Below are 21,497 nucleotides of genomic sequence, written 5' to 3'. Positions count from 1 at the left end.
GGAATCTCGCACGTCACGGGCGATGCCGCGCGGACCCGGCGGCTGCCTACAATAAAATATGGAGGAGCCTTTCTGGTACGCGCTCACCGAACCCCAGCGCGCGGACCTGCTCAGGATCGGCACCCGGCGGGTGTTCGCCGCGGAGACCGTGATCGTGCGGGAGCAGGAGGCGTCGGACTTCGCGGTCGTGGTGCTGGACGGCTGCGTCAAGGTCTGCACCTACGCCACCCACGGGTACCAGGTGATCCTCGGCCTGCGCGACGCCGGTGACCTGCTCGGCGAACTGGCCGGCATCGACGGCGGCCTCCGCTCGGCCACGCTCTGCGCCCTGACCGAGGTGGACGCCCTCCTGCTGCCCGGCCCGGCCTTCCGCGAGCTGCTGCGCGCCTTCCCGGACGCGGCGGCCCTCGTGCAGCGGACGGTTTCGGCACGCCTGCGCGAGGCGGACCGCTACCGCGCCGCCGCGGGCGCGCAGACCAGCCCGCAACGGCTCGCCGCGCTGCTGCTCAGCCTCGGCCGGCGCTACGGTGTGGCCGCCCAGGACGGCGCCCTGCTGATCGAGCTGCCGCTCTCCCAGCAGGATCTGGCCGGCCTGATCCTGGCGTCGCACCGCACCCTCGGCCGGTTGCTGGAACAGTTCCGTGACCAGGGGATGGTCGCGACCGGGCGGCGCAGCCTGCTGCTGCTCGACCTGCCCGCGCTGCGTGCCGTGGCGGCCGGCTGAGCCCGCACGGCCTCACACCTGTTTGTACGTGAGCTCCGGATGCCCGTACCGCACGGCGGTCGGGTTCCACAGTGTCACGAACCGTTTCTTCGCGGCGGTGGCATCCTTCGACGCGGCGTCACCGCGATCCCGGTGGTCACCGTTCATCGACGACGAACCGCAGCCGTTGCGGGAGACGGCGCGAGCCCATTGGGCGTACGCCTCGTCCGCCTCCCGCGAATGCGCGAGCGCCTCGCCCAGCTCCGCCCGCAGCTGGGCACCGTCCGGCAGCCCGTCGGTGCGCAGCCCACCGAGCCGGGTCAGCAACGCCGCCCGGCCGGCTGCCGCCTCGTCCAGCGCGGTCGCGGCCCGGCCCGGCCGGTCGCAGCCGGCCACGTCCTCGACCGCGCGGATCACTTTCTGCCGGTCCCGCCCGGAACCGTCGAGCAGGGTGGCCAGGGCACTCGCCTGCTCCTGCGGGCTGCTGCCGGTGTCCACCGTGTCCGCGGTGTCCACGGTGGCCTTCCACCAGCCGCCGATCGTGCTGAGGTTGTTCAGGCCGCAGAGCAGCACGAGGCTCAGCGCGGCATAGGTCAGGATGCTCCGGCCGGACGGCAGCCGGCGCGGGCTCGGCCGTCCGGCCCACGTGCCGGCCTGCGGCGGACCGGCGGGCCCCCTGGCCGGTTGCCATCGCTGCTGCGTCGGATGCGCTTGCTGCGGCGGATGCGGCTGCTGCCATTGCGGCTGCTGCGGGTGCGACGGCTGCTGGTAGGGCGACTGCTGCTGGTAGGGCGGCGGCTGCTGCTGGTAGGGCGGCGGCTGCTGCTGGTAGGACGGTTGCTGCTGGTAGGGCGACTGCTGCTGGGCTTGCGGCTGGAGCGGCTGTGACCGGTACGCCCCCGGTGCCGCCTGGTTCGGCACCGCCCGGGCCTGCTGGGGCACGACCCGGGCCGTCCCCGTCGCGGTGCGGTACCACGACGGCTGCGCCGCGGGTACCGGCCTGGCCTGGTCCAGCGCGGTCCGCCACTGCGCGGCCGACGGCCGGCGGCGCGGGTCGGTCTGCAGGCTGTCGGCGGCGAGCCGGTGCAGGTCGCCGCCGGCCCGGTGCAGCACACCCGGGTCCCGTTCGTCCTGGCTGCCGGCGAAGAGCCGGACCGCGAGCAGCGCGAACTTGTAGACGTCGGCCTCCGGCGTGGCCAGGCGCTCGCCCGGCGGCACGTGCCAGCCCGGGGTCTCGGCCTGCGGCAGCGCGGTCGAGGCGGGCAGCCGCATCGCGTCGCAGTCGATGAAGTAGCAGCGCGGCCGGCTGGTGAGGCTGAAACACAGGTTGCGCGGCGACAGGTCACCGACCGCGACACCGAGCCGGTGCAGCCGGTCCAGGGCCTCGGCCGTGTCCCGGAGGAACTCGACGCGGAAGGTGTCGTCCACGGCGAGGCCCCGATCCCGGGCGAACTCGTCACCGTTGAGCAGGAACTGTGCCGTGCAGAGCGTGTCCTTGCGGGCGCGCCCGAGCCGCATCGGCGTCCAGAACGCCGGCGGCACCCGGGGCATCAGGAAGCCGGTGACCCGGCCGGCCTCCTCGACGATCGCGGCCGGCCAGGCGGTGGCCCGGGCCAGCCACGCCGTGTCGCCGCCGGAGAGCCCGGCCGGGAAGCGGACCATCTCGGCGAAGGCGGTCTCGTTCAGGGTCGCCCGGGTGGCGTTGTCGTACTGCTTGTAGACGACGTCCGGCATCCCGGGCACGGCGTAGACCGTCCCCTGCCCGCCACTGTTCAGCTCGGTGAGCGGACCGAGCGACCCCACCGTCACCCGGTCGGTCCGTGCGACCAATGTCCCCGCCCCCTGGAATACGTCGGCGCGCAGCTCAGGAATAGCGGATGGGATTCCGCGCCGGTATGCCATCCGGCCTGTTCAACGAGTCATATTCTTCGGAGGATCCGCCGGGGTTCCGCTGTCGCCTTTCACCATGCGCCCCTTCGGACGGTTCAACCTCCGAGGACGGCCGTCCTCGAGCGTGCCGCCCGTTTCCAGGCATTCTGTCCTGGACAGGAAGCCGCCGAACGACTCGTCGAGCTCGCCGCCCCCGGCGGACAGGACAGGCCTAGGCGTCGAGCAGGGCGCGCAAACCGGCCACGTCCTTGACCCGCTCCGCGCGGGTGGCTGCCAGCGGTGACACCAGCAGCGTCGTGACACCGGCGGACGCCAGCTCGTCGACGCGCCGACGCACCTCCTCCGGGCGGCCGACCAGCGACGTGGCCGCGACCAGGTCGTCCGGCACGGCCGCGGCCGCCTCGGTGCGGCGTCCACTCAGGAACAGCTCCTGGATCACTGTCGCCTGTTCCGGGTACCCGTACCGCCGGATCAGATCGTTGGAGAAGTTGCGGCCCCGCGCACCCATCCCGCCCAGGTAGAGCGCGAGCTGCGCGCGATGCGCAGCGAGCAGCGCGGGTGACGGTTCGGCGAGCGCGAAGGGTACGGGCACCGACACGTCCAGCGGTCCCAGCCCGGGATCGCGCCGGCGCAGCCCGTCGGCGAGCGCGTCACCGAAGACCCGGCCGGCCGCGCGCGCGTCGAAGAAGAGCGCCTGCCACCCCTCGGCGATCTCGGCGGCCAGGGCCACGTTGCGCGGGCCCATCGCGGCCAGCAGCACCGGGATCCGCTCCCGGACCGGCCGGTTGATCAGCTTGAGTGGCTTGCCGAACTCGCCGGGCAGCGGCACCCGGTAGTGGTCGCCCTCGAACACCAGCGTCTCGCGCCGCCACACCTTGCGGAAAATCTCCACCGCCTCCCGCGTACGGGCCACCGGCGCGTCGTAGCGGACCCCGTGGAACCCTTCGATCACCTGCGGGCCGGAGGCACCGAGTCCGAGCGAGAACCGCCCGCCGGAGACGTAGTCGAGCCCCGCCGCCGTCATCGCGGTGAGCGTCGGGGTGCGGGTGTAGAGCTGCATCACGCCGGACGCCAGGCCCATCCGCCGGGTCCGCGCGGCGAGGAAGCCGAGCCGGCTGACCGCGTCGAAGCTGTACGCCTCGGGGACCACGACCAGCTCGGCGCCGGCCGACTCGAACTCGGCCACCTCGTCGACGGTCTCGGCGAATCCCTCGCCGCTGTATCCGATCTGGATGCCGAGGCGCATCAGGAGTCGTACACGATCACTTGGCGGATCAGGTCCCCACTGCCGAGCGCGGCGAGCGCGTCACCGACCTGATCCAGCCGGAGCCGCCGGCTGATCATGCCGTCGATGTCGAGGCGCCCGGCCCGCCAGAGCGCGAGGAGCCGGCCGAAGTCGCGGGGCGGGTCGGCCGAGCCGTAGAGCGACGGCATGATCGTCTTACCTTCGAAGAGCAGCTCGAACGGACTGAACTCGACCTGCTGGTCGGCCCGCCCGGCGCCGACCACCACGACCGTCCCGCCGCGCCGGCAGGCGGTCCACGCGGTGCGCAGCGTCCGCGGGGCGGCCACCACGTCGAACGCGTAGTCGAAGCCCTCCCCGCCGGTCAGCTCGGTGACGAGGTCGCCCAGCGCGTCCGGCCCGGCGGTGTGGGTGGCGCCGAACCGTTTCGCCGCCTCGTGCCGGGCCGGCACGGTGTCGACCGCCACGATGACGGCGGCACCGGCCACCCGGGCGCCCTGCACCGCCGCGATGCCCACGCCGCCGCAGCCGATCACCACGACGGTGTCGCCGGGCCGCACCCGGGCCGTGTTGACGACCGCACCGACCCCCGTCGTCACACCACAGCCGACCAGCGCGGCCACCTCGTAGGGCACGTCGTCGCCGATCCGCACCGCCCCGGCCCGCGGGACCACCATCTCCTCCGCGAACGCGCCGCACCCGGCCATCCCGAAGACCGGCTCCCCGCCCGCGGTGAAACGCGGCATCACGTAGCCGGCCATCACGTGCGTCATGCAGAGGTACGGCTCGTTGTACCGGCAGGACGCACACGTCCCGCAGGAGGGCAGCCAGTTGACCGCGACCCGGTCACCGGGCGCCAGGTCCTCCACCCCGTCGCCGACGGCCAGCACGTCACCGGCCGCCTCGTGACCGAGCACGGCCGGCACCGGCTGCGGCAGGCCCCCGGTCAGCGCGGAGAGGTCGGAGTGGCAGACACCGGCGGCGCGCACCCGAAGGTGCACCTCGCCCGGCCCGGGACCGAGCACGGCCACGTCGTCCCGGATGTCGAGTTTCTCGTCCCCGATCGTGTGCAGAACCGCCGCGCGCATCCCGCCACCCCCTTCGCGCCACTGCCGCCCACAATTAGAACATGTTCTACGCTATCGAGGCGGGTCCGCCCGAGCAAGCGTTTGGCAGGCGCGCATAATGTGGCCGGTGACGACTCCGAAGAACTCCGGGCGGCGCGCCCACCTGGTCTCGCTCGCCGGCGACCTCTTCGCGGAGAAGGGCTTCCGGGCCACCACGGTGCGGGAGATCGCGGACGCGGCCGGGATCCTCTCCGGCAGCCTCTACCACCACTTCGACTCCAAGGAGTCGATCGGCGACGAACTGCTCAGCGCCTTCCTCGACGACGTCCTGGCCGGTTACCGCGAGGCCGCCACCGACACCGACCCGCGCGCCGCGATCGAACGGATCGTCCGGTCCAGCACGGCCACCCTGAGCCGGCACCGGGCGGCGCTGACCATGCTGCAGAACGACTGGGCATACTTCAGCGCCCAGCCCCGCTTCGGCTACCTGCGAACCGCCATGAAAGAGATCGAACAGACCTGGGTCGACCAGCTCACCCGCGGCCGCGAGACCGGCCTGTTCCGCGCCGACCTGGACCCCCGCCTGACGTACCGGCTGCTGCGCGACATCCTCTGGATCCCGACATCCTGGTCCCAGTCGAAAGGCGCCTGGACCAACGACGAGATCGTCGACGGCCTGCTGCGCCTGCTCTTCGACGGCATCACCGCCCGCCCATAGCCGGCAGCACCGCAAACGGTGCCTCCACCGCAGCACGACGCCACGCCTCCGACGATTCCGCCCCCGGATTGCGGGCCCCACTTGCACAGTCGCAGCGTGCCGACCCAACCGCCGCAGATGCCGACCCGACCGTCACAGCGTGCCGGACCGACCGTCGCGGCTTGCCAGCCCGGCCGTCGCACACCGTCGCGGCCTGCCGACCCGGCCGTCCACACCGTCACGGCTTGCCAGCCCGGCCGTCGCACACCGTCACGGCTTGCCAGCCCGGCCGTCCACACCGTCACGGCTTGCCAGCCTAGCCGTCGCGGCTTGCCAGCCCGGCCGTCGCGGCTGCCGGCCCGGCCGTCGCACACCGTCGCGAATCGCCGGTCCGACCGTCGCACACCGTAGCGGCCTCTCGACCCGGCCGATCCGCGACGACCGAGCCGGCTCTGCGTGGGCGGCTGCGTTGCGGCCGAGCGGCGTTGTTGATCTGCTAGCGATGCGAAATTGCTGTTTTACCCCCATGATCACCGCGATTTCGTAGCGCTAGCAGATCAACATCTCGCCATGAATCGCGCGGCCGTCGCCACCGGGGGAATAAAAGGGGCAATACGGGTTGATGCGCGGGCGTCGCGGTCGGGGATGACAAGCGACGACCACTGCAGACGCAAGCCGACCCCGCCGGCTCGCGCCCGCAACGAACGCCGCCTGACCGCCGCGGCCGCAAGCCGACCCGGCCCGCTAGTGCTCGGACGAACGCCGAGCCACAGCCCCAAGCGCAAGCCGACCCCGGCCGCTACTGCCCGGAAAAAACACCACCACAAGCGCAAGCCGACCCCGGCCCGCTACTGCCTGGAAAACACCGCCACAAGCGCAAGCCGACCCCGGCCCGCCACTGCCCGAAGGAACGCCGCCACAAGCGCAAGCCGACCTCGCCGGTTCACGCCCGCAACAGACGCCGCGTGACTGCCGTGGGCGCAAGCCGGCTCGGCGCGTTCCACGACAACGCGGACGAGGTTCCGCCGCCGGCCCGCGGCCGGGAACCGTAGCCAAAGCGCCCCCGCCGCTCTAGCGTAAGTAACCAAGCAAGCGTTTGGTTCACTCCGGCGGGAGGCGCTATGGGGCGGCTCGACGGCAAGGTCGCGCTGATCACGGGTGGGGCGCGCGGCATGGGTAAGGCGCATGCCCGGCACTTCACCGCCGAGGGCGCCCGGGTGGTGATCGGTGACGTGCTCGAGGAGAAGGGCCGGCGGGTCGCCGTGGAGGTCGGCGGGGTGTTCGTCCGGCAGGACGTGACGAGTGCGGACGACTGGGCGGGGGCGGTGACGGCGGCGGTCGAGGCGTACGGCCGGGTGGACGTGCTCGTCAACAACGCCGGGATTCTGCGGCACGGGCCGGTCGCGGAGATGGACCCGGCCGAGTTCCGCCACGTCCTCGATGTCAACCTGGTCGGTTCCTGGCTCGGCATCCGGCAGGTCGTCCCGGTGATGCGTGCGGCCGGGGGCGGCTCGATCGTGAACATCTCGTCGATCGAGGGCATCGCCGGAGCGGCCGGGCTCGCGGCCTACAGCGCCAGCAAGTTCGGTGTGCGCGGGCTGACCCGGTCGGCGGCGCAGGAGCTGGGGCCGCTCGGCATCCGGGTCAACTCGGTGCACCCCGGCGGGGTGCTGACCTCGATGGCCTTGGCCGCGGCGCAGACCATGACGGCGGTGGACGGCAGCGGGTTCCTCAAGGCTCTGCCGATCGCCCGGTTCGCCGAGCCGGTGGAGATTTCCCGGCTTGTCGCGTTCCTGGCCTCGGACGAGTCGTCCTACACCACCGGCGCCGAGTTCCTGGCCGACGGCGGCCTGCTCAGCGGGCCCGGCTACTGAGCCGGCCGGGCGGCAACGGCCGCGAGCGAAAAAGGGCGGCGGGCGAAGAAAGGCAACGGGCGGACGGCGGAAACAGCGGCACGGGCGGCGGGCGAGAGAGCGGCAGACGGGCGGAACGGGTGAGTGACATGGACGGACGGGTCGCGATCGTGACGGGGGCCGGGCAAGGGCTGGGCGCGGCCGAGGCGACGGCCCTCGCCGCCGCCGGCGCGCGGGTCGTGCTCAACGACTTGGCGGGGCCGGCGCTCGACGAAACCGTGGAACGGATCCGCGCGGCCGGCGGCGAGGCGGTCGCGTGCGCCGGCGACGTCGCCGAATGGTCCACCGCCGAGGCGTTGCTGGCGGCCGCCACGGGCTCGTTCGGCGGCCTGGACGTCGTGGTCAACAACGCCGGGGTGCTCCGCGACCGGATGATCTTCTCGATGTCGGAGCAGGAGTGGGACACCGTGGTCCGGGTGCACCTGCGCGGGCATTTCGTGACGACGCGGCTCGCCACCGCCTACTGGCGGGACCTGGCTAAGCGGGAGGGGCGGCCCGCGTACGCCAGGATCGTCAACACCGCCTCGGAGGCCTTTCTGCTCGGCTCGGCCGGGCAGGCCAATTATGCCGCCGCCAAGGGCGGCATCGTCGCTTTGACGCTGGCGACGGCGCGGGGTTGCGCGACTTATGGGGTACGGGCGAACGCCATCTGCCCGCGCGCCCGCACCGCGATGACGGGGGCTTTGATGGGCCCACCACCGCAGGGTGCCGACCCGATGGACGCGGCGCACGTCGCTCCGCTGGTGCTGCACCTGGCCGGGCCGGCCGGTGAGCGGGTCACCGGCGAGGTGTTCGTGGTGCACGGTGACGTGGTGGCGGTGCTCGGGCCGCCGACGGTCCGGGCCACGTTCCGGGCGGCGACGGGCGTGTGGACACCGGGCGAGCTGGACGCCGCGCTGAGTGCGGTCTTCACCGAGGATCCGCCGCGACCGGGTTTCGTGTGCGACGAGACATTACCGCTGGCCGATACGACGTTCGGTGCGGAGGCCCGGTGAAGCAGCGCGAGACGGTGTCGATGACCGGCGACGAGATCAGCGGGCTGCTGTCGGCCGCCCGCAAGACGCACCTCGCGACGATCAATCCGGACGGAACCCCGCACCTGGTGACGATGTTCTTCGGGCTGACCGAGGGCCGGGTCGCGTTCTGGACGTACCGGGCCTCGCAGAAGGCGGTCAACCTGACCCGCGACCCGCGGCTGACCTGCCTGGTGGAGACGGGTGAGGACTACTTCGAGTTGCGCGGCGTGCAGCTGACCGGGGTGGCGCGGCGGATCGACGATCTGGCCGGCGTGACCGGGGTGGGCCGGCTGATCGCGGCCCGGATGCCGGACGTGCCGCGGGACGCGCTGGACGCGTACGTCACGCAGGCCGCGCGCAAACGGTGCGCTTTCGTCGTGGAGCCCCACCGCGTCGTCAGCTGGGATCATCGCAAGCTGCTCGGCTAATCTCATCCACCATGTCTGCCGGAAACCAAGCCGGGCCCGCGGGAAACCCGGCCGGGCGGCCCCGCGACCCGGAGGTGGACGAGCGGATCACCCGCGCCGCCGCCGAGCTGTTCGGCGCGCACGGCTGGGCCGGGTTCTCGGTGGACGCGGTGGCCCGCCGCGCCGGGGTCGGCAAGGCTTCCATCTATCTGCGCTGGCCGAACAAGGAGGCGCTGCTGGCGACGGCCCTCGCGACCCGGCTCTCCGGGGTGCGCGACATCGACACGGGTTCGGTGCGCGACGACCTGGTGGCGCTGGCCCGGCAGGTGCTCGGCGCGTTCCTGGGCGCGGACGGCGGCGCGGTGCTGCGGCTGACCCTGGAGGCGGCCAGCGTCCCGGCCGGGCAGGAGCACCTGGACCGGTTCCGCGGGTCGCAGGCGGCGGCCGCGCGCGCGATCGTGCGGCGCGGCATAGACCGTGGTCAGCTGGGCCCGGACACCAGCGTGACGCTGCTGCTGGACACGATCAGCGGTGGCGCGCTCAATCACGCGCTCGTCACACCGGCCCGGCTGCGTGATCAGGTGGCGGCGGGCGCCGACCGGTACGCCGAGGAGCTCGTCGACTTCGTGCTCAGCGCCGTCACGTAACCGCCGGACCTGGCCAGCCGGCCGGCGGACACCAGCAGTTCGATGTGCGCGGCCGTCTCGGCGACCGCGCCGACCCGCATCGGGCCGATCTTCTCCCAGGGCCGGGACCAGGTCAGCGCCGCGGCCACCTCCCAGACGGTGGGTGTGCCGAGCCGGCCGACCGTGTCGACGATCTCGGCGCAGCGGTCCCGGTGGTGCGCGTCCAGGGCGGCGGCCCGGGCCGCGATGCCCCGGAACCGGTGTTCGTGGCCGGGCAGCGCCTCGTACGCGTCGTAGGCGGCGACCTTGTCCAGCGAGCCGAGGTAGTCGCCCAGCGGGTCGCCGCCGGTCAGCTGGAGGCCGATGTTGGGGCTGATCCGGGGCAGCACGTGGTCGCCGGTGAGCAGCACTCCCACGTCAGGTTCGAGCAGGCAGAGGTGGCCTGGGGTGTGCCCGGGCGTCCAGACCGCCCGCAGCCGGCGCCCGGCCAGCGGCACCAGGTCGCCGTCCTCGAGGAGCACGTCGGCGTCGGCGAGCGGGGCGAAGTGCCGGTCCACGTCGGCGCCGAACGTGCCGAGCAGGTGGTCGATCTCGTCGGCCGGCACGGCGAGCCCGCGCAGCCAGTCGCCGAGCGCCCGGCTGGGCGGGGTCTGCCGGTCGCGCAGCATCGACGCGCGCTCGGCCGGGTGCATGGCGACCCAGGCGCCGGCGGCGTCGCGCAGCCGGGCGGTCAGGCCGTGGTGGTCGGGGTGCACGTGGGTGAGCACGACGCCGGTGACGTCGGCCGGTGTCGCGCCGGCCGCGGCGAGGCCGGTCTTGAGGGCGGACCAGCCGGCCTCGCTGTCCCATCCGGGGTCGACCACGACGAGGCCGTGGTCGCCGGGGATCAGGTACGACAACGTGTAGCGCAGCGGATTGTCCGGGATCGGCACGGGGATCGAGACGAGCCCGCCCGCCAGTTTCTCGATGCGCAAGCCCCAGCCCCTTTTCCTAGACGACTGTCGTCTAGGAACGGAATCTACATCATCTCGTCGGTCGTCGGGATGAGCACCGTCTTGATCTCGGTGTATGCCTCGACGGACGCCCGGCCGCCCTCCCGGCCCAGGCCGGACTGCCCGAACCCGCCGAAGGCGACGTGCGGCTCCAGCTGGTAACCGTTCACCCCGACGGTCCCGGCCCGGACCGCCCGGACCAGCCGCATCGCCCGTTTCACGTCGGTGGTCCAGACCGTGGCGGCCAGGCCGTACGTGGTGTCGTTGGCCAGCCGCACCGCCTCCTCCTCGTCGGCGAACGGCACCACGGCCAGCACCGGGCCGAAGATCTCCTCGCGGGCGATGGTGGCGTCGTTGCGGACGTCCGCGAAGACCGTCGGCGAGACGAAGTTGCCGGCCGCCAGCTCACCGTCCGGCCGTCCGCCGCCGACGACCAGGCGGGCGCCCTCGGCCCGGCCGCGCTCGATGTAGCCGAGCACCCGGTCCACCTGGCGCTCGCTGATCAGCGGCGAGGCGGTGGTCTCCGGATGGAACGGGTCGCCGTAGTTGACCAGGGCGGCCATCGCCTCGGTGATCGCCAGGAACTCGTCGTAGACGTCCCGGTGCACCAGCGCCCGGCTCTGCGCCACGCAGGCCTGGCCGGAGAGGCCGAGCGTCACCGTGCCCATCGTGGTGGTGGCGGCCGCGTAGACGTCCGCGTCGGCGAAGACCAGGGACGGGCTCTTGCCGCCGAGCTCCAGGCTGGTCCGTTTCACCCCGGCGGCGGCCGCGGTCAGCACCCGGCGCCCGACCTCGCGGCTGCCGGTGAAGGTGATCTTGTCGACCAGCGGGTGGTTGATCAGCGCCTCGCCGGTCGGCTCGCCGGGACCGGTCACCACGTTCAGCACGCCCTCGGGCAGGCCGGCCGCCTCGACGATCCGGGCCAGGCGCAGCGCGGCGAACGTCGCGAGCTCGCTCGGCTTGAGCACCACCGTGCAGCCGGCGGCCAGCGCGGGCGCGAGTTTCTGCGCGGCCAGCAGCAGCGGGCCGTTCCACGGGATGACCGCGGCGACCACGCCGACCGGCTCGCGCAGGGTGAACACCAGGTGCTCGCCGCCCTGATAGCCGGGCAGCGTCTCGCCGGCCAGCTTGTCGACCCAGCCGGCGTGGTGCTCGAAGACGTCGGCCACGCACTCGACCGACATCGCGTACGTCTGGCCGAAACTGATCGGCACCCCGTTGTCGAGGGACTGCGTCGCCAGCAGATCGGTGGCGTCCGCGCGGATGGCGTCGGCGATCCGGCGCAGCACGCGGATCCGCTCCTTGGCCCGGGTGCGCGGCCACGGGCCCTCATCGAAGGCCCGGCGCGCGGCCCGCACGGCGGCGTCGACGTCGGCGACGCCGGCGACCGCGAACGCGCCGACCTCCTCGCCGGTGGCCGGATGCGGGTGCACCCAGGTGCGCCCGTCGGCGGCCGGCCGCCAGGAACCGCCGATCAGCAGCTCACCGGTGGAGATGCCGAGTTCGTCGCGCTTCGACTTGATCGAGAGGACCACCGCGCACCTCCACTGGAACGTGTTCTAATTTCCGCCGAATCTACGCCCCGGGACGCAGGTCCGCCAGAGAGGCCGGCCATTCGCCGCCGCCGTGCACGGCGAGCGCCGCGCCGCTGACGTGCCCGGCCAGCGGCGACGACAGCAGCAGGCAGGCGTCCGCGACGTCCTCGGGCGTGGCCGCCCGGCCGGCGACCAGGTGCCGCGATGCCGCCGAGCCGGGCGCGCCGGTGTCCACCGGGCCGACGATCAGGCTGTTCACCCGTACACCCGGGCCCCACTCCACCGCGAGCGACGCCGCCAGATGCAGCAGACCGGCCTTGGCGGCGCCGTAGGCGGCGGTCCCCGGCGACGGCCGCACCCCGCTCACGCTGCTGATCATCAGGATGACGCCGCCGCCCGGCTGGTCGCGCAGCACCGCGTGGGCCGCCTGCGAGACGTGCAGCGGCGCGACCAGGTTGAGGTCGACGACCGCGGCGTGCAGCCGCGGCGAGGCCACGTCGGCGAAGACCTGCGGACTGCCGCCGGCGTTGTTGACGACCACGTCGAGCCGCCCGAACCGCCGCACCGCCTCGGCGATCAGCGCCGCCGCCTGGCAGGGATCGCGCACGTCGGCACGGAAGAAGTCGTCGTCGGCCGGCTCGGGCAGGGTCCGGCCGCAGACCAGCACGCGCGCGCCGGCGGCCCGGTAGGCGCCGGTGATGGCGGCGCCAATGCCACGGGTCCCGCCGGTGACGACCACCGCCCGGCCGGTGAGGTCGAAGGCTTCCATGCCCGTCGATCCTAGCTACCCGAGCAAGCGCTAGGTTAGGCTCCCCGGCATGGGCGTACGGGTGCGGTCGGGAGCGATCACCGAAGTGGTGATCGACTTCCCGCCGGTCAACGCCCTGCCCGCCGCCGGCTGGTTCGAGCTGGCCGGCGCGCTCACCGCGGCGGGCGCCGACCCCGGCACCCGCGTCGTGGTGCTGGCCGCCGAGGGCCGCGGGTTCTGCGCCGGTGTCGACATCAAGGAGATGCAGCGGACCCCCGGCCACGAGGCGCTGCTCGCGGCCAACCGGGGGTGCGCGGCCGCGTTCGCCGCGGTCTACGAGTGTCAGGTGCCAGTGATCGCGGCGGTGCAGGGGTTCTGCCTCGGCGGCGGTGTCGGCCTGGCCGGCAACGCCGACCTGGTGATCGCCGCGGGGGACGCGGTGTTCGGGTTGCCCGAGGTCGACCGCGGGGCGCTCGGTGCGGCGACCCACCTGGCCCGGCTCGTGCCGCACCAGCTGATGCGGACCATGGTCTACACCTGCCGGACGGTGCCGGCGCGGGACCTGTTGCGCTTCGGGACGGTCCTCGAGGTGGTGCCGGGCGCCGCGCTGCGTGCGGCGGCGCGGCGGGTGGCGGCGGAGGTCGCGGCCAAGGACCCGGTGGTGATCCGCCGGGCCAAGGAGTCGCTCAACGGCATCGACCCGGTCGACGTGCGGCGGTCCTACCGGTTCGAGCAGGGGTTCACGTTCGAGCTGAACCTCGACGGCGCCGGCGACCGGGCCCGGCAGCGGTTCGTGGAGGAGTCCCGGTGAGCGTCGCCGACGTCGACGAGGCGGTCGCCGGGGTCCGGGACGGGATGACCGTCGGGATCGGCGGGTGGGGGTCACGGCGCAAACCGATGGCCCTGGTCCGGGCGCTGGTCCGGGCCGGCCGCCGGGACCTGACGATCGTCTCCTACGGCGGCCCCGACGTGGGGCTGCTGGTCGCCGCCGGGTGTGTCCGCCGGGTGGTCACCGGCTTCGTCTCGCTGGACAGCATCCCGCTGGAACCACACTTCGGCCGGGCCCGGACCAGCGGGGAGATCGCCCTCACCGAGTACGACGAGGGGATGCTCCACTGGGGCCTGCTCGCCGCCGCGCACCGGCTGCCGTTCCTGCCGATCCGGGCCGGCCTCGGCTCCGACGTGATGCGGGTGAACCCGGGCCTGCGCACGGTCCGCTCCCCCTACGCCGACGACACCGAACTCGTCGCCGTGCCGGCCCTGCCCCTCGACGTCGCGCTGATCCACCTGAACCGCGCCGACGCGCACGGCAACGGCCGCTACCTGGGCCCGGACCCCTACTTCGACGACCTGTTCTGCCTGGCCGCGAAGCAGCGCGTGCTCTCCTGCGAGCGGATCCTGAGCACCGCCGACCTCGTCGGCGCCGGTCCCCCGCAGACCCTGCTGACCAACCGCTCGATGATCGACGCCGTCGTGGCCACCCCGCACGGCGCGCACTTCACCAGCTGCGTCCCCGACTACGGCCGGGACGAGGCCTTCCAGCGGGAGTACGCGACGACCGGCTGGGACACGTTCCGGGCGCGTTACCTCGACGGCGACGAGGCCGACTACCAGAAGGCGATCCGGCAATGACGACCCGCGCCGAGGTCTGCGTGGTGGCCTGCGCCGAGGCGTGGCGCGGCGACGGGGCGATCCTGGCCAGTTCCACCGGCGTGATCCCCCGGCTCGGCGCCCGCCTCGCGCAGCTCACGTTCGCACCGGAGCTGCTGGTCACCGACGGGGAGGCGACGCTGCTGCGGGACGCGGACGTGGAGGGCTGGCTGCCGTACCGTCAGGTCTTCACCATGGTCGCCGCCGGCACCCGGCACGTGATGATGGGCGCGAGCCAGCTCGACCGCTCCGGCAACTCCAACATCTCCTGCATCGGGGCGTGGGAACGGCCCCGGCGCCAGCTGCTCGGCGTGCGCGGCGCACCCGGCAACACGGTCGGGCACCCCACCAGCTACTGGATTCCCCGCCACTCGCCGCGGGTCTTCGTCGAACGGGTCGACATGGTCTCCGGCGCCGGCTGGGACCGCGGCGCCCACGAGATCCGGGTGGTCGTCACCGACCTGGCCGTGCTCGACTTCGCCGGCCCCGGCCGCACCATGCGGCTGCGCTCCACCCACCCCGGCGTCTCCGTCGCGGACGTCGTCGCCGCGACCGGCTTCACCCTGACGATCCCCGCCGAGGTGCCGCCGACCCGGGAGCCGTCGCCCGCCGAGCTGCGGCTGATCCGCGAGCACCTCGACCCGGACGGCCTGCGCGGCACATGAGGACCGCGCTCACCGACCTGCTCGGCTGCCGGCACCCGATCGTGCAGACCGGGATGGGTTACGTCGCGGGCGCGGGCCTGGTCAGCGCGGTCGGCGAGGCCGGCGGCTTCGGCATCGTCGCCTCCGCGACGATGAACCTCACCGAGCTGCGGGACACCATCCGGGAGATCCGGGCACGCACCGCGGCGCCCTTCGGGGTCAATGTACGGGCGGACGCCCCCGACGCCCGGCAACGCATCGACCTGCTGATCCGCGAGAACGTACGGCTGGCCTCGTTCGCCCTGGCCCCGGACCGCGAGCTGATTCGCCGGTGCGCCGGGGCGGGCGTCCTCACCATGCCGTCCGTGGGTGCCCGCCGGCACGCCGAGAAGGTCGCCGGCTGGGGCGTGGACGCGGTGCTCGTGCAGGGCGCCGAGGGCGGCGGGCACACCGGCCCGGTGCCGACCACGCTGCTGCTGCCGCAGGTGGTGGACGCGGTGGACATCCCGGTGGTGGCGGCCGGCGGCTTCTTCGACGGGCGCGGGCTGGTCGCCGCCCTGGCCTACGGCGCCGCCGGGATCGCGATGGGCACCCGGTTCCTGCTGACCGCGGAAAGCCCGGTCGGCCCCCTGGTGAAACAGCTCTACCTGGACGCCGGCGTCACCGGCACGGTCGTCACGACGAAGGTGGACGGGGTGCCGCACCGGGTGCTGCGGACCCCGTACACCCGGGGCCTGGAACGCTCCGGAAGCATCGCCGCGCTGCTGCGCGCGACCCGGCACGCGCTCGCGTTCCGTCGCCTCGCCGGGCTCAGCTGGCCGGAACTGATCAGCGCGGGGTGCGGTGCCCGGCACCGGGGCGGCGGCAGCTGGGCGCAGACGCTGCGGGCGGCGAGCACACCGGTGCTGTTGCGCGCGGCGATGGTGGAGGGGCGGCCGGAGTACGGGGTGATGTCCGCCGGCCAGGTCACCGGCCTGCTCGACGACCTGCCGTCGTGCGCCGCGCTTGTCGATCGCATCCTGGCCGAGGCAGCCGCCACACTGACCCGCCTGCCCGCCCCCGACCAGCCCGCCGCCCCGCCGGACCGGCCGCCCGCCGACTCGGACCAGCCGCCTGCCGCTTCGGACCGGCCGCCTGCCGCTCCGGGTCGGCTCAGAGACGCTCGATGATCGTCACGTTCGCCTGGCCGCCGCCCTCGCACATGGTGACCAGGCCGTACCGCCCGCCGCACCGCTCCAGATCGAACAGCATCGAGGTCAGCAGCCGGGCGCCCGTCGCCCCGAGCGGATGACCGAGAGCGATCGCTCCCCCGTTGACGTTGGTGCGCGCCGGGTCGGCGCCGGTCTCGCGCAGCCAGGCCAGGACCACGCTGGCGAAGGCCTCGTTCACCTCGAACCGGTCGATGTCGTCCACGGCGAGCCCGGCCCGGCGCAGCGCCCAGGCGGTCGCCGCGATCGGCGCGGTGAGCATCAGGATCGGGTCGTCCCCGCGCGCCGAGACGTGCCGGATCCGGGCCCGCGGTGTCAGCCCGTGCACCCGGACCGCCCGCTCGTTCGCGACGAGCAGCGCGGCCGCACCGTCGGCGATCTGGCTGGACGTGGCCGCCGTCGTGACCCCGCCCTCGCGCAGGGGTTCCAGCGCCGCCATCCGTTCCCGCCCGGTGTCCCGCCGCGGGCACTCGTCGCGCCCGTTCCCGCACGTCTCGGCCTGGAAGCTGCCCCGATCGATCGCGGTCACCGCGCGCCGATGACTCTCCAGGGCGTACTCCTCCAGCTCGTCGCGGCCCAGCCCCCATTTCGCCGCGATCACGTCGGCGCTGCGGAACTGGTCGGTGCCCCGCACCCCATACCTCCCGATCCAGCCCGCCGACCCGCGGTACGGCCCCTCCGAGCCCATCGCGCTGCCGATCGGCACCCGGCTCATGCTCTGCACGCCCCCGGCGACGACGAGGTCCGCGGTGCCGCTGGCCACCGCCTGCGCGGCGAAGTGCACGGCCTGCTGCCCGGAACCGCACTGCCGGTCCACTGTGACGCCCGGGACGTGTTCCGGCAGGCCGGCCGCGAGCCAGGCGGTGCGCGCGATGTCACCGGACTGCGGGCCCAGCGTGTCCACGCACCCGAGAACGACGTCGTCGACCGCCGCCGGGTCGACGCCGCACCGGCGCAGCAGTTCCCCGATGCAGCCGCCGGCCAGGTCGGCCGGGTGCACCGCCGCGAGCATGCCGCCGCGCCGCCCGACCGGAGTCCGCACCGCGCCTGCCAGAAACGCGTCCACTGTTGACGCCCTCCCCCGATCGACGGTAGAACGTGTTCTAACTTAACCCTTGCGGGGTGTCTCGTGCGGATCGGATTCACACCGGATCAGGAGAAGCTCCGGCTCTCCCTGCGGACGTACTTCGCCGACCTGATGACCCCGGCGCTGCGCCGGGCCCTCGACGACCCGGACGGGGAGTACGGTGACGGCGCCGCCTACCGTCAGGTCGTCCGGCAACTGGGCCGCGACGGCTGGCTCTCGACGGACGGCCGCACCCGGATCGATCAGCTGATCTTCACGGACGAGGCGGCGCTGGCTGGGGTGCCGGTGCCGTTCCTGACCCTGCACACGGTGGCGCCGACGATCGCCCGGCACGGCACCGACCAGCAGAAAGCCGAGCTGCTGCCCCGGATCGCCGCGGGCGAGGCGCACTTCTCCATCGGTTACTCCGAGGCCGGGGCCGGCACCGACCTGGCCGCGCTGCGCACCCGGGCGGTCCGCGACGGCGACAGCTACGTGATCAACGGGCAGAAGATGTGGACCAGCCTGATCCGCTACGCCGACTACGTCTGGCTGGCCTGCCGCACCGACCCGGACGCGCCGCGGCACCGGGGCCTGTCGATCCTGATCGTGCCGACCGACGCGCCCGGTTTCTCCTGGACACCGGTCCGGACGGTGGCCGGGCCCACCACCAGCGCCACCTACTACGACGACGTGCGGGTGCCCGCGTCCGCGCTGGTCGGCGCGGAGAACGAGGGCTGGCGGCTGATCACCGACCAGCTCAACCACGAACGGGTCGCGCTGACCTCGGCCGCGCCGCTGCAGCTGTCGCTCGCCGAGGTCACCGCCTGGGCGGCCACGTCCGGCGCGAACCGGCAGGAATGGGTGCGCCTGCACCTGGCCCGGGTGCACGCGAAGGTCGAGGTGCTCAAACTCTTCAACTGGCGGGTCGCGTCCGGTTCGCTGTCGCCGGTGGACGCGTCGGCCGGCAAGGTCTACGGGACCGAACTCGCCATCGAGGCGTACCGGCTGCTCACCGAGGTCCTGCGCGCCCCCGGGCCGGCACCCGGGCCGGACGTGGCCGGGCGGATCGCGCGCATGTACCGCTCGTCGTTGATCCTCACCTTCGGCGGCGGCGCCAACGAGGTGCAGCGCGACATCATCGCGGCCGCCGCGCTCGGCCTCCCGGTCCGGCGATAGGAGCCGCGATGGACTTCACACTCAGCGACTCGGCACGCGAGGCCGCGGCCCTCGCCCGCGATCTGGCGTCCGCCGACGGCGGCCTGGGCGCCTCCGGACGCGACCTTCTGAAAGAGGCGGACGAGGCGGGGTACGGGCTCGCCGAACGCTGCGCCATCCTGATCGAACTCGGTCGCCACGCCGCCGACGTCCCCGTACCCGACGATGTGCTCAGCTCCGCCGCCTACCAGCTCGGCGTGGTCGAGAAGGCCCTGGAGATGACCGCCGCCCACGCCACGTCACGCATCCAGTTCGAACGGCCGATCGGGTCGTTCCAGGCGGTGTCGCAGCGGCTCGCGGACGCGTACATCGATGTCGAAGCCCTTCGCGTGGCCGTCTGGCAGGCCGTCTGGTGCCTGACCGACGACCCGCCCGCCGCCGCCGAGGTCGCCACCGCCGGATTCTGGGCCGCCGAGGCCGGGCACCGCGTGCTGCACACCGCCGTGCACGTGCACGGCGGCACCGGACTCGACCTGGACTACCCGCTGCACCGCTACTTCCTCGCCGCCGAGAAGCACGAGTTCCGGTTCGGCGGGGCCACCGCCCAGCTGCTCACCCTCTCCGAGGTGCTCCGATGAGATTCACGCTCGGCGTCGCCCTGAGCCCCATCGACCAGCTGACCGAACTCGCCGTCATCGCCGAGGAGTGCGGCTTCACCTCGATCGCCCTGCCCGACTCGATCTTCTTCTCCGAGCACGCCGGTGCCGCGTACCCGTACACCCCGGACGGCCGCCGCTTCTGGGACGCCGACACCCCGTGGGCGGACCCGCTGATCGCCGCCGCCGCGATGGGCGCCGTGACCACCCGGATCCGCTTCTACACCCAGGTGCTCAAACTGGACCCGCGCAACCCGGTGCTGCTGGCCCGCCAGGTCGGCTCGGTGGCGAACCTGACCGGCAACCGGTTCGGCCTGGGCGTCGGCCTCGGCTGGTCACCGGAGGAGTCACACTGGTGCGGCACACCGTTCCGCGACCGTGGCGCGCGCGCCGACGAGGCCATCGAGGTGCTGAAACTGATCCTCGGCGGCGGCATGGTGTCGTACCACGGCAAACACTTCGCGTTCGAGAAGCTGCGGATGAGTCCGGCGCCGAGCGCCCCCGTCCCGATCTACGTGGGCGGGCACACCGAACCCGCGCTGCGGCGCGCCGCCCGGGCCGGCGACGGCTGGTCGTCGGCGATGATGCGGCTCGACCACCTGCGCACGGTGATCGAGCGCCTGCACACGCTGCGCGCCGAGTACGGCCGGGCGGCCGGCCCCTTCGAGATCCAGGCCGTCTGCGTCGACCAGTTCGGCCTGGACGGTTACCGCCGGCAGGCCGAGGCGGGCGTGACCGACGCGATCACGGTGCCCTGGGTCCTGGACGGCCTCGGCTTCGACGCCTCGCTGCCGGCCAAGCGCGACTCCCTGCACCGCTTCGCCGACGACGTGATCAGCCACTTCCCCACTGCGTGACCGAGCCGCTTCACAGGCGGGCCGCTTCACAGGCGGGCCGCTTCACAGGCGGGCCGCTTCGCCCGCGGGCCGCTTCGCCCGCGGGCCGCTTCGCCCGCGGGCCGCTTCGCCCGCGGGCCGCTTCGCCCGCGGGCCGCTTCGCGGCTGGTCGCCTTCCCGCTCAGTGATCGGCGAGCGCCGCGTTGCCGCGGGCCACCAGCTCGGTGAACCAGCCGGCCTCGGCGAGCGGCACCATCGCGGTCCTCGCCCAGAACGCGCCGTCCGCACCGCGGTCGCTGCTGTACGCGGTGACGCGCCGGAACTCCGGGACCCCGTCCACCGCATCGTCGCGCAGGCACCTGCTCGCGGCGGTGAGCTGCCCCTCCCGGATGATCCGGCAGAGCCCGGTCTGCCGCGGCGCCAGCTCCACCAGGACCTGCGAGCGGCCGAGATGGTACCCGTCGACGACCGAGCCGTGCCCGACGTCGTCGCTGCCGATGTTCATCCCGGTCAGCCCCGGCGGCCGGTGCTCGGGCAGGTAGGCGAAGTGCCGCAGCTCCCCGTTGCGCCGCTCCAGATCGATGACGAGCACGTCGCGCAACAGCTGATGCTCCGGAACCGCCTCGTCGATCATCAGGTCCGCTGCCGTGACCGGCGCCGCACCGGCCTCCTGCCGCCCGAACCCACCGGCCACCAGCCCGGCGCCGGTCAGCAGCACCACGCCGAGCGCCACGAACCCAGCCTTGACCCGCACACCGGCCTCCCCCGAAAGTCGCCACAGACTAGCCGGTGACGAGCACCCGATTCCCGCGTCACCCGCCCGACGCCCAGCCTGGGCCCGGAGGCGCGCCCATGCCGGCATGTTGATCTGCTAGCGGTGCGAAATCGCGGTTTCAACCCCATGATCACAGCGGTTTCGCACCGCTAGCAGATCAACACCGGCCCCACAGACGCAACGCAGCGGTTTGCGGCAGCTCAATCACCGGCCGCAAGGAAGCCGACCGCAGGAAACACCGCGCCGCGACGACATCCCGCACGCCATGCTCCACACCGCGACCCCCGCCGGTGCAAGCCGCACGCTCGGGCGCATTCCGCCAGCCACCTACGCACCGTCGAAGGCCGCGTCCACGTCGGCGGCCGTCAACCCGTACGCCTGGAGGTCATAGGCCTGCGCGGGGCGTCCGCGTACCCCGCAGGCTCTCCGCATGGGCGTCCACCACCGCGCCAGTCCCCGCCCCCGGCGCCGGTCAGATCCTGATCCGGGTCGCCGGCTGCGGCCTGTGCCGCTCCGACCTGGCCATGCCCGGCATCCCGCGCACCACCGGCGAGCGGATGGGCTGGCGGATGCTCATCGGCGCCGGCGGCCTGGGCGCCTTCGCCGTCCAATTCCTGCGCGCGACGACACCCTGGCGTGGACCTGACGCCCTGCCGAGCCGCCGGTG

19 protein-coding genes and 2 pseudogenes are annotated in these 21,497 nt (G+C 73.4%); 13 read left to right on the top strand and 8 right to left on the bottom strand.

The window, feature by feature from the left end:
• The first annotated feature begins 58 nt into the window (after window positions 1-58).
• Window positions 59-724 (top strand): Crp/Fnr family transcriptional regulator, encoded by a 666-nt coding sequence (locus LPA41_RS29825; RefSeq protein WP_229074267.1) that lies wholly within the window; start codon window positions 59-61, stop codon window positions 722-724.
• Window positions 725-736: 12 nt separating this feature from the next.
• Here the strand turns inward: LPA41_RS29825 and LPA41_RS29820 are convergent, their stop codons facing one another.
• The 3 genes from LPA41_RS29820 to LPA41_RS29810 form a co-directional block, all read right to left on the bottom strand.
• Window positions 737-2,512, bottom strand: a complete 1,776-nt coding sequence (locus LPA41_RS29820) for a hypothetical protein (protein WP_229074266.1) — start codon at window positions 2,510-2,512, stop codon at window positions 737-739.
• 292 nt (window positions 2,513-2,804) lie between these two features.
• Window positions 2,805-3,839 (bottom strand): LLM class F420-dependent oxidoreductase, encoded by a 1,035-nt coding sequence (locus LPA41_RS29815; protein ID WP_229074265.1) that lies wholly within the window; start codon window positions 3,837-3,839, stop codon window positions 2,805-2,807.
• Window positions 3,839-4,924 (bottom strand): zinc-binding dehydrogenase, encoded by a 1,086-nt coding sequence (locus LPA41_RS29810; protein ID WP_229074264.1) that lies wholly within the window; start codon window positions 4,922-4,924, stop codon window positions 3,839-3,841. Before LPA41_RS29810 ends, LPA41_RS29815 begins: the two co-directional genes overlap by 1 nt.
• Before the next feature lie 106 nt (window positions 4,925-5,030).
• Between LPA41_RS29810 and LPA41_RS29805 the strand changes: the two genes are divergently transcribed.
• From LPA41_RS29805 to LPA41_RS29785, 5 genes are all read left to right on the top strand, one after another.
• Window positions 5,031-5,621, top strand: a complete 591-nt coding sequence (locus LPA41_RS29805) for a TetR/AcrR family transcriptional regulator (RefSeq protein WP_374238226.1) — start codon at window positions 5,031-5,033, stop codon at window positions 5,619-5,621.
• Between the two features lie 1,100 nt (window positions 5,622-6,721).
• Entirely contained in the window at window positions 6,722-7,474 is a 753-nt protein-coding gene (locus LPA41_RS29800) for a glucose 1-dehydrogenase (RefSeq protein WP_229074260.1), read from the top strand.
• A 128-nt stretch (window positions 7,475-7,602) separates the two neighbouring features.
• Window positions 7,603-8,508 carry an SDR family NAD(P)-dependent oxidoreductase gene (locus LPA41_RS29795; RefSeq protein ID WP_229074259.1) on the top strand — a complete coding sequence of 302 codons (906 nt, stop codon included), beginning with the start codon at window positions 7,603-7,605 and terminating at the stop codon, window positions 8,506-8,508.
• Window positions 8,505-8,957 carry a pyridoxamine 5'-phosphate oxidase family protein gene (locus tag LPA41_RS29790; protein ID WP_229074258.1) on the top strand — a complete coding sequence of 151 codons (453 nt, stop codon included), beginning with the start codon at window positions 8,505-8,507 and terminating at the stop codon, window positions 8,955-8,957. The genes LPA41_RS29795 and LPA41_RS29790 overlap by 4 nt, the downstream gene beginning before the upstream one ends.
• 11 nt (window positions 8,958-8,968) lie before the next feature.
• Entirely contained in the window at window positions 8,969-9,583 is a 615-nt protein-coding gene (locus LPA41_RS29785; RefSeq protein WP_229074257.1) for a TetR/AcrR family transcriptional regulator, read from the top strand.
• On the opposite strand, the gene LPA41_RS29780 is transcribed toward LPA41_RS29785, so the two are convergent.
• The 3 genes from LPA41_RS29780 to LPA41_RS29770 are packed head-to-tail and all read right to left on the bottom strand — an operon-like array spanning window position 9,514 to window position 12,858.
• Window positions 9,514-10,536, bottom strand: coding sequence for an MBL fold metallo-hydrolase (locus LPA41_RS29780; RefSeq protein WP_229074256.1), 1,023 nt, complete (start codon window positions 10,534-10,536; stop codon window positions 9,514-9,516). The genes LPA41_RS29785 and LPA41_RS29780 overlap by 70 nt on opposite strands.
• Window positions 10,537-10,580: 44 nt before the next feature.
• A complete protein-coding gene (locus tag LPA41_RS29775) occupies window positions 10,581-12,089 on the bottom strand; it encodes an aldehyde dehydrogenase family protein (protein WP_229074254.1) in 1,509 nt (502 codons plus the stop codon).
• Between the two features lie 40 nt (window positions 12,090-12,129).
• Complete coding sequence (locus LPA41_RS29770; protein WP_229074252.1) at window positions 12,130-12,858, bottom strand: SDR family oxidoreductase; 729 nt, start codon at window positions 12,856-12,858, stop codon at window positions 12,130-12,132.
• A 49-nt stretch (window positions 12,859-12,907) separates the two neighbouring features.
• On the opposite strand from LPA41_RS29770, the gene LPA41_RS29765 reads away from it, so the two are divergent.
• The 4 genes and pseudogenes from LPA41_RS29765 to LPA41_RS29750 form a co-directional block, all read left to right on the top strand.
• Window positions 12,908-13,648 carry an enoyl-CoA hydratase family protein gene (locus tag LPA41_RS29765; protein ID WP_229074251.1) on the top strand — a complete coding sequence of 247 codons (741 nt, stop codon included), beginning with the start codon at window positions 12,908-12,910 and terminating at the stop codon, window positions 13,646-13,648.
• Complete coding sequence (locus LPA41_RS29760; RefSeq protein WP_308036635.1) at window positions 13,645-14,469, top strand: CoA-transferase; 825 nt, start codon at window positions 13,645-13,647, stop codon at window positions 14,467-14,469. The genes LPA41_RS29765 and LPA41_RS29760 overlap by 4 nt, the downstream gene beginning before the upstream one ends.
• Window positions 14,466-15,152, top strand: coding sequence for a CoA-transferase subunit beta (locus LPA41_RS29755; protein WP_229074249.1), 687 nt, complete (start codon window positions 14,466-14,468; stop codon window positions 15,150-15,152). Before LPA41_RS29760 ends, LPA41_RS29755 begins: the two co-directional genes overlap by 4 nt.
• Window positions 15,149-16,183 (top strand): annotated as a pseudogene (locus tag LPA41_RS29750) (NAD(P)H-dependent flavin oxidoreductase); the annotation flags it as partial. The gene LPA41_RS29755 and the pseudogene LPA41_RS29750, both read left to right, overlap by 4 nt.
• A 100-nt stretch (window positions 16,184-16,283) precedes the next feature.
• Here the strand turns inward: LPA41_RS29750 and LPA41_RS29745 are convergent.
• Entirely contained in the window at window positions 16,284-17,405 is a 1,122-nt protein-coding gene (locus tag LPA41_RS29745) for an acetyl-CoA C-acyltransferase (protein WP_308036634.1), read from the bottom strand.
• Window positions 17,406-17,468: 63 nt separating this feature from the next.
• Here LPA41_RS29745 and LPA41_RS29740 point away from each other — a divergent pair, with 63 nt between their 5' ends.
• From LPA41_RS29740 to LPA41_RS29730, 3 genes and pseudogenes are all read left to right on the top strand, one after another.
• Complete coding sequence (locus LPA41_RS29740) at window positions 17,469-18,584, top strand: acyl-CoA dehydrogenase family protein (RefSeq protein ID WP_229074247.1); 1,116 nt, start codon at window positions 17,469-17,471, stop codon at window positions 18,582-18,584.
• Between the two features lie 209 nt (window positions 18,585-18,793).
• Window positions 18,794-19,201, top strand: a pseudogene (locus LPA41_RS29735) (acyl-CoA dehydrogenase family protein); the annotation flags it as partial.
• Window positions 19,198-20,076: a TIGR03619 family F420-dependent LLM class oxidoreductase gene (locus LPA41_RS29730; protein ID WP_229074245.1), complete on the top strand. Its 879-nt coding sequence runs from the start codon at window positions 19,198-19,200 to the stop codon at window positions 20,074-20,076. The pseudogene LPA41_RS29735 and the gene LPA41_RS29730, both read left to right, overlap by 4 nt.
• A 160-nt stretch (window positions 20,077-20,236) precedes the next feature.
• On the opposite strand, the gene LPA41_RS29725 is transcribed toward LPA41_RS29730, so the two are convergent.
• On the bottom strand, window positions 20,237-20,809 hold the full coding sequence (locus tag LPA41_RS29725; protein ID WP_229074244.1) for a hypothetical protein: 573 nt from the start codon (window positions 20,807-20,809) through the stop codon (window positions 20,237-20,239).
• Between the last annotated feature and the right edge of the window lie 688 nt (window positions 20,810-21,497).

The sequence above is a fragment of the Actinoplanes sp. DH11 genome, assembly GCF_020873875.1.
In the GTDB taxonomy this organism is placed as follows: Bacteria; Actinomycetota; Actinomycetes; order Mycobacteriales; family Micromonosporaceae; genus Actinoplanes.
Note: the sequence above shows the minus strand (reverse complement) of the source record. Positions and strands in the feature narration are given on the sequence as shown.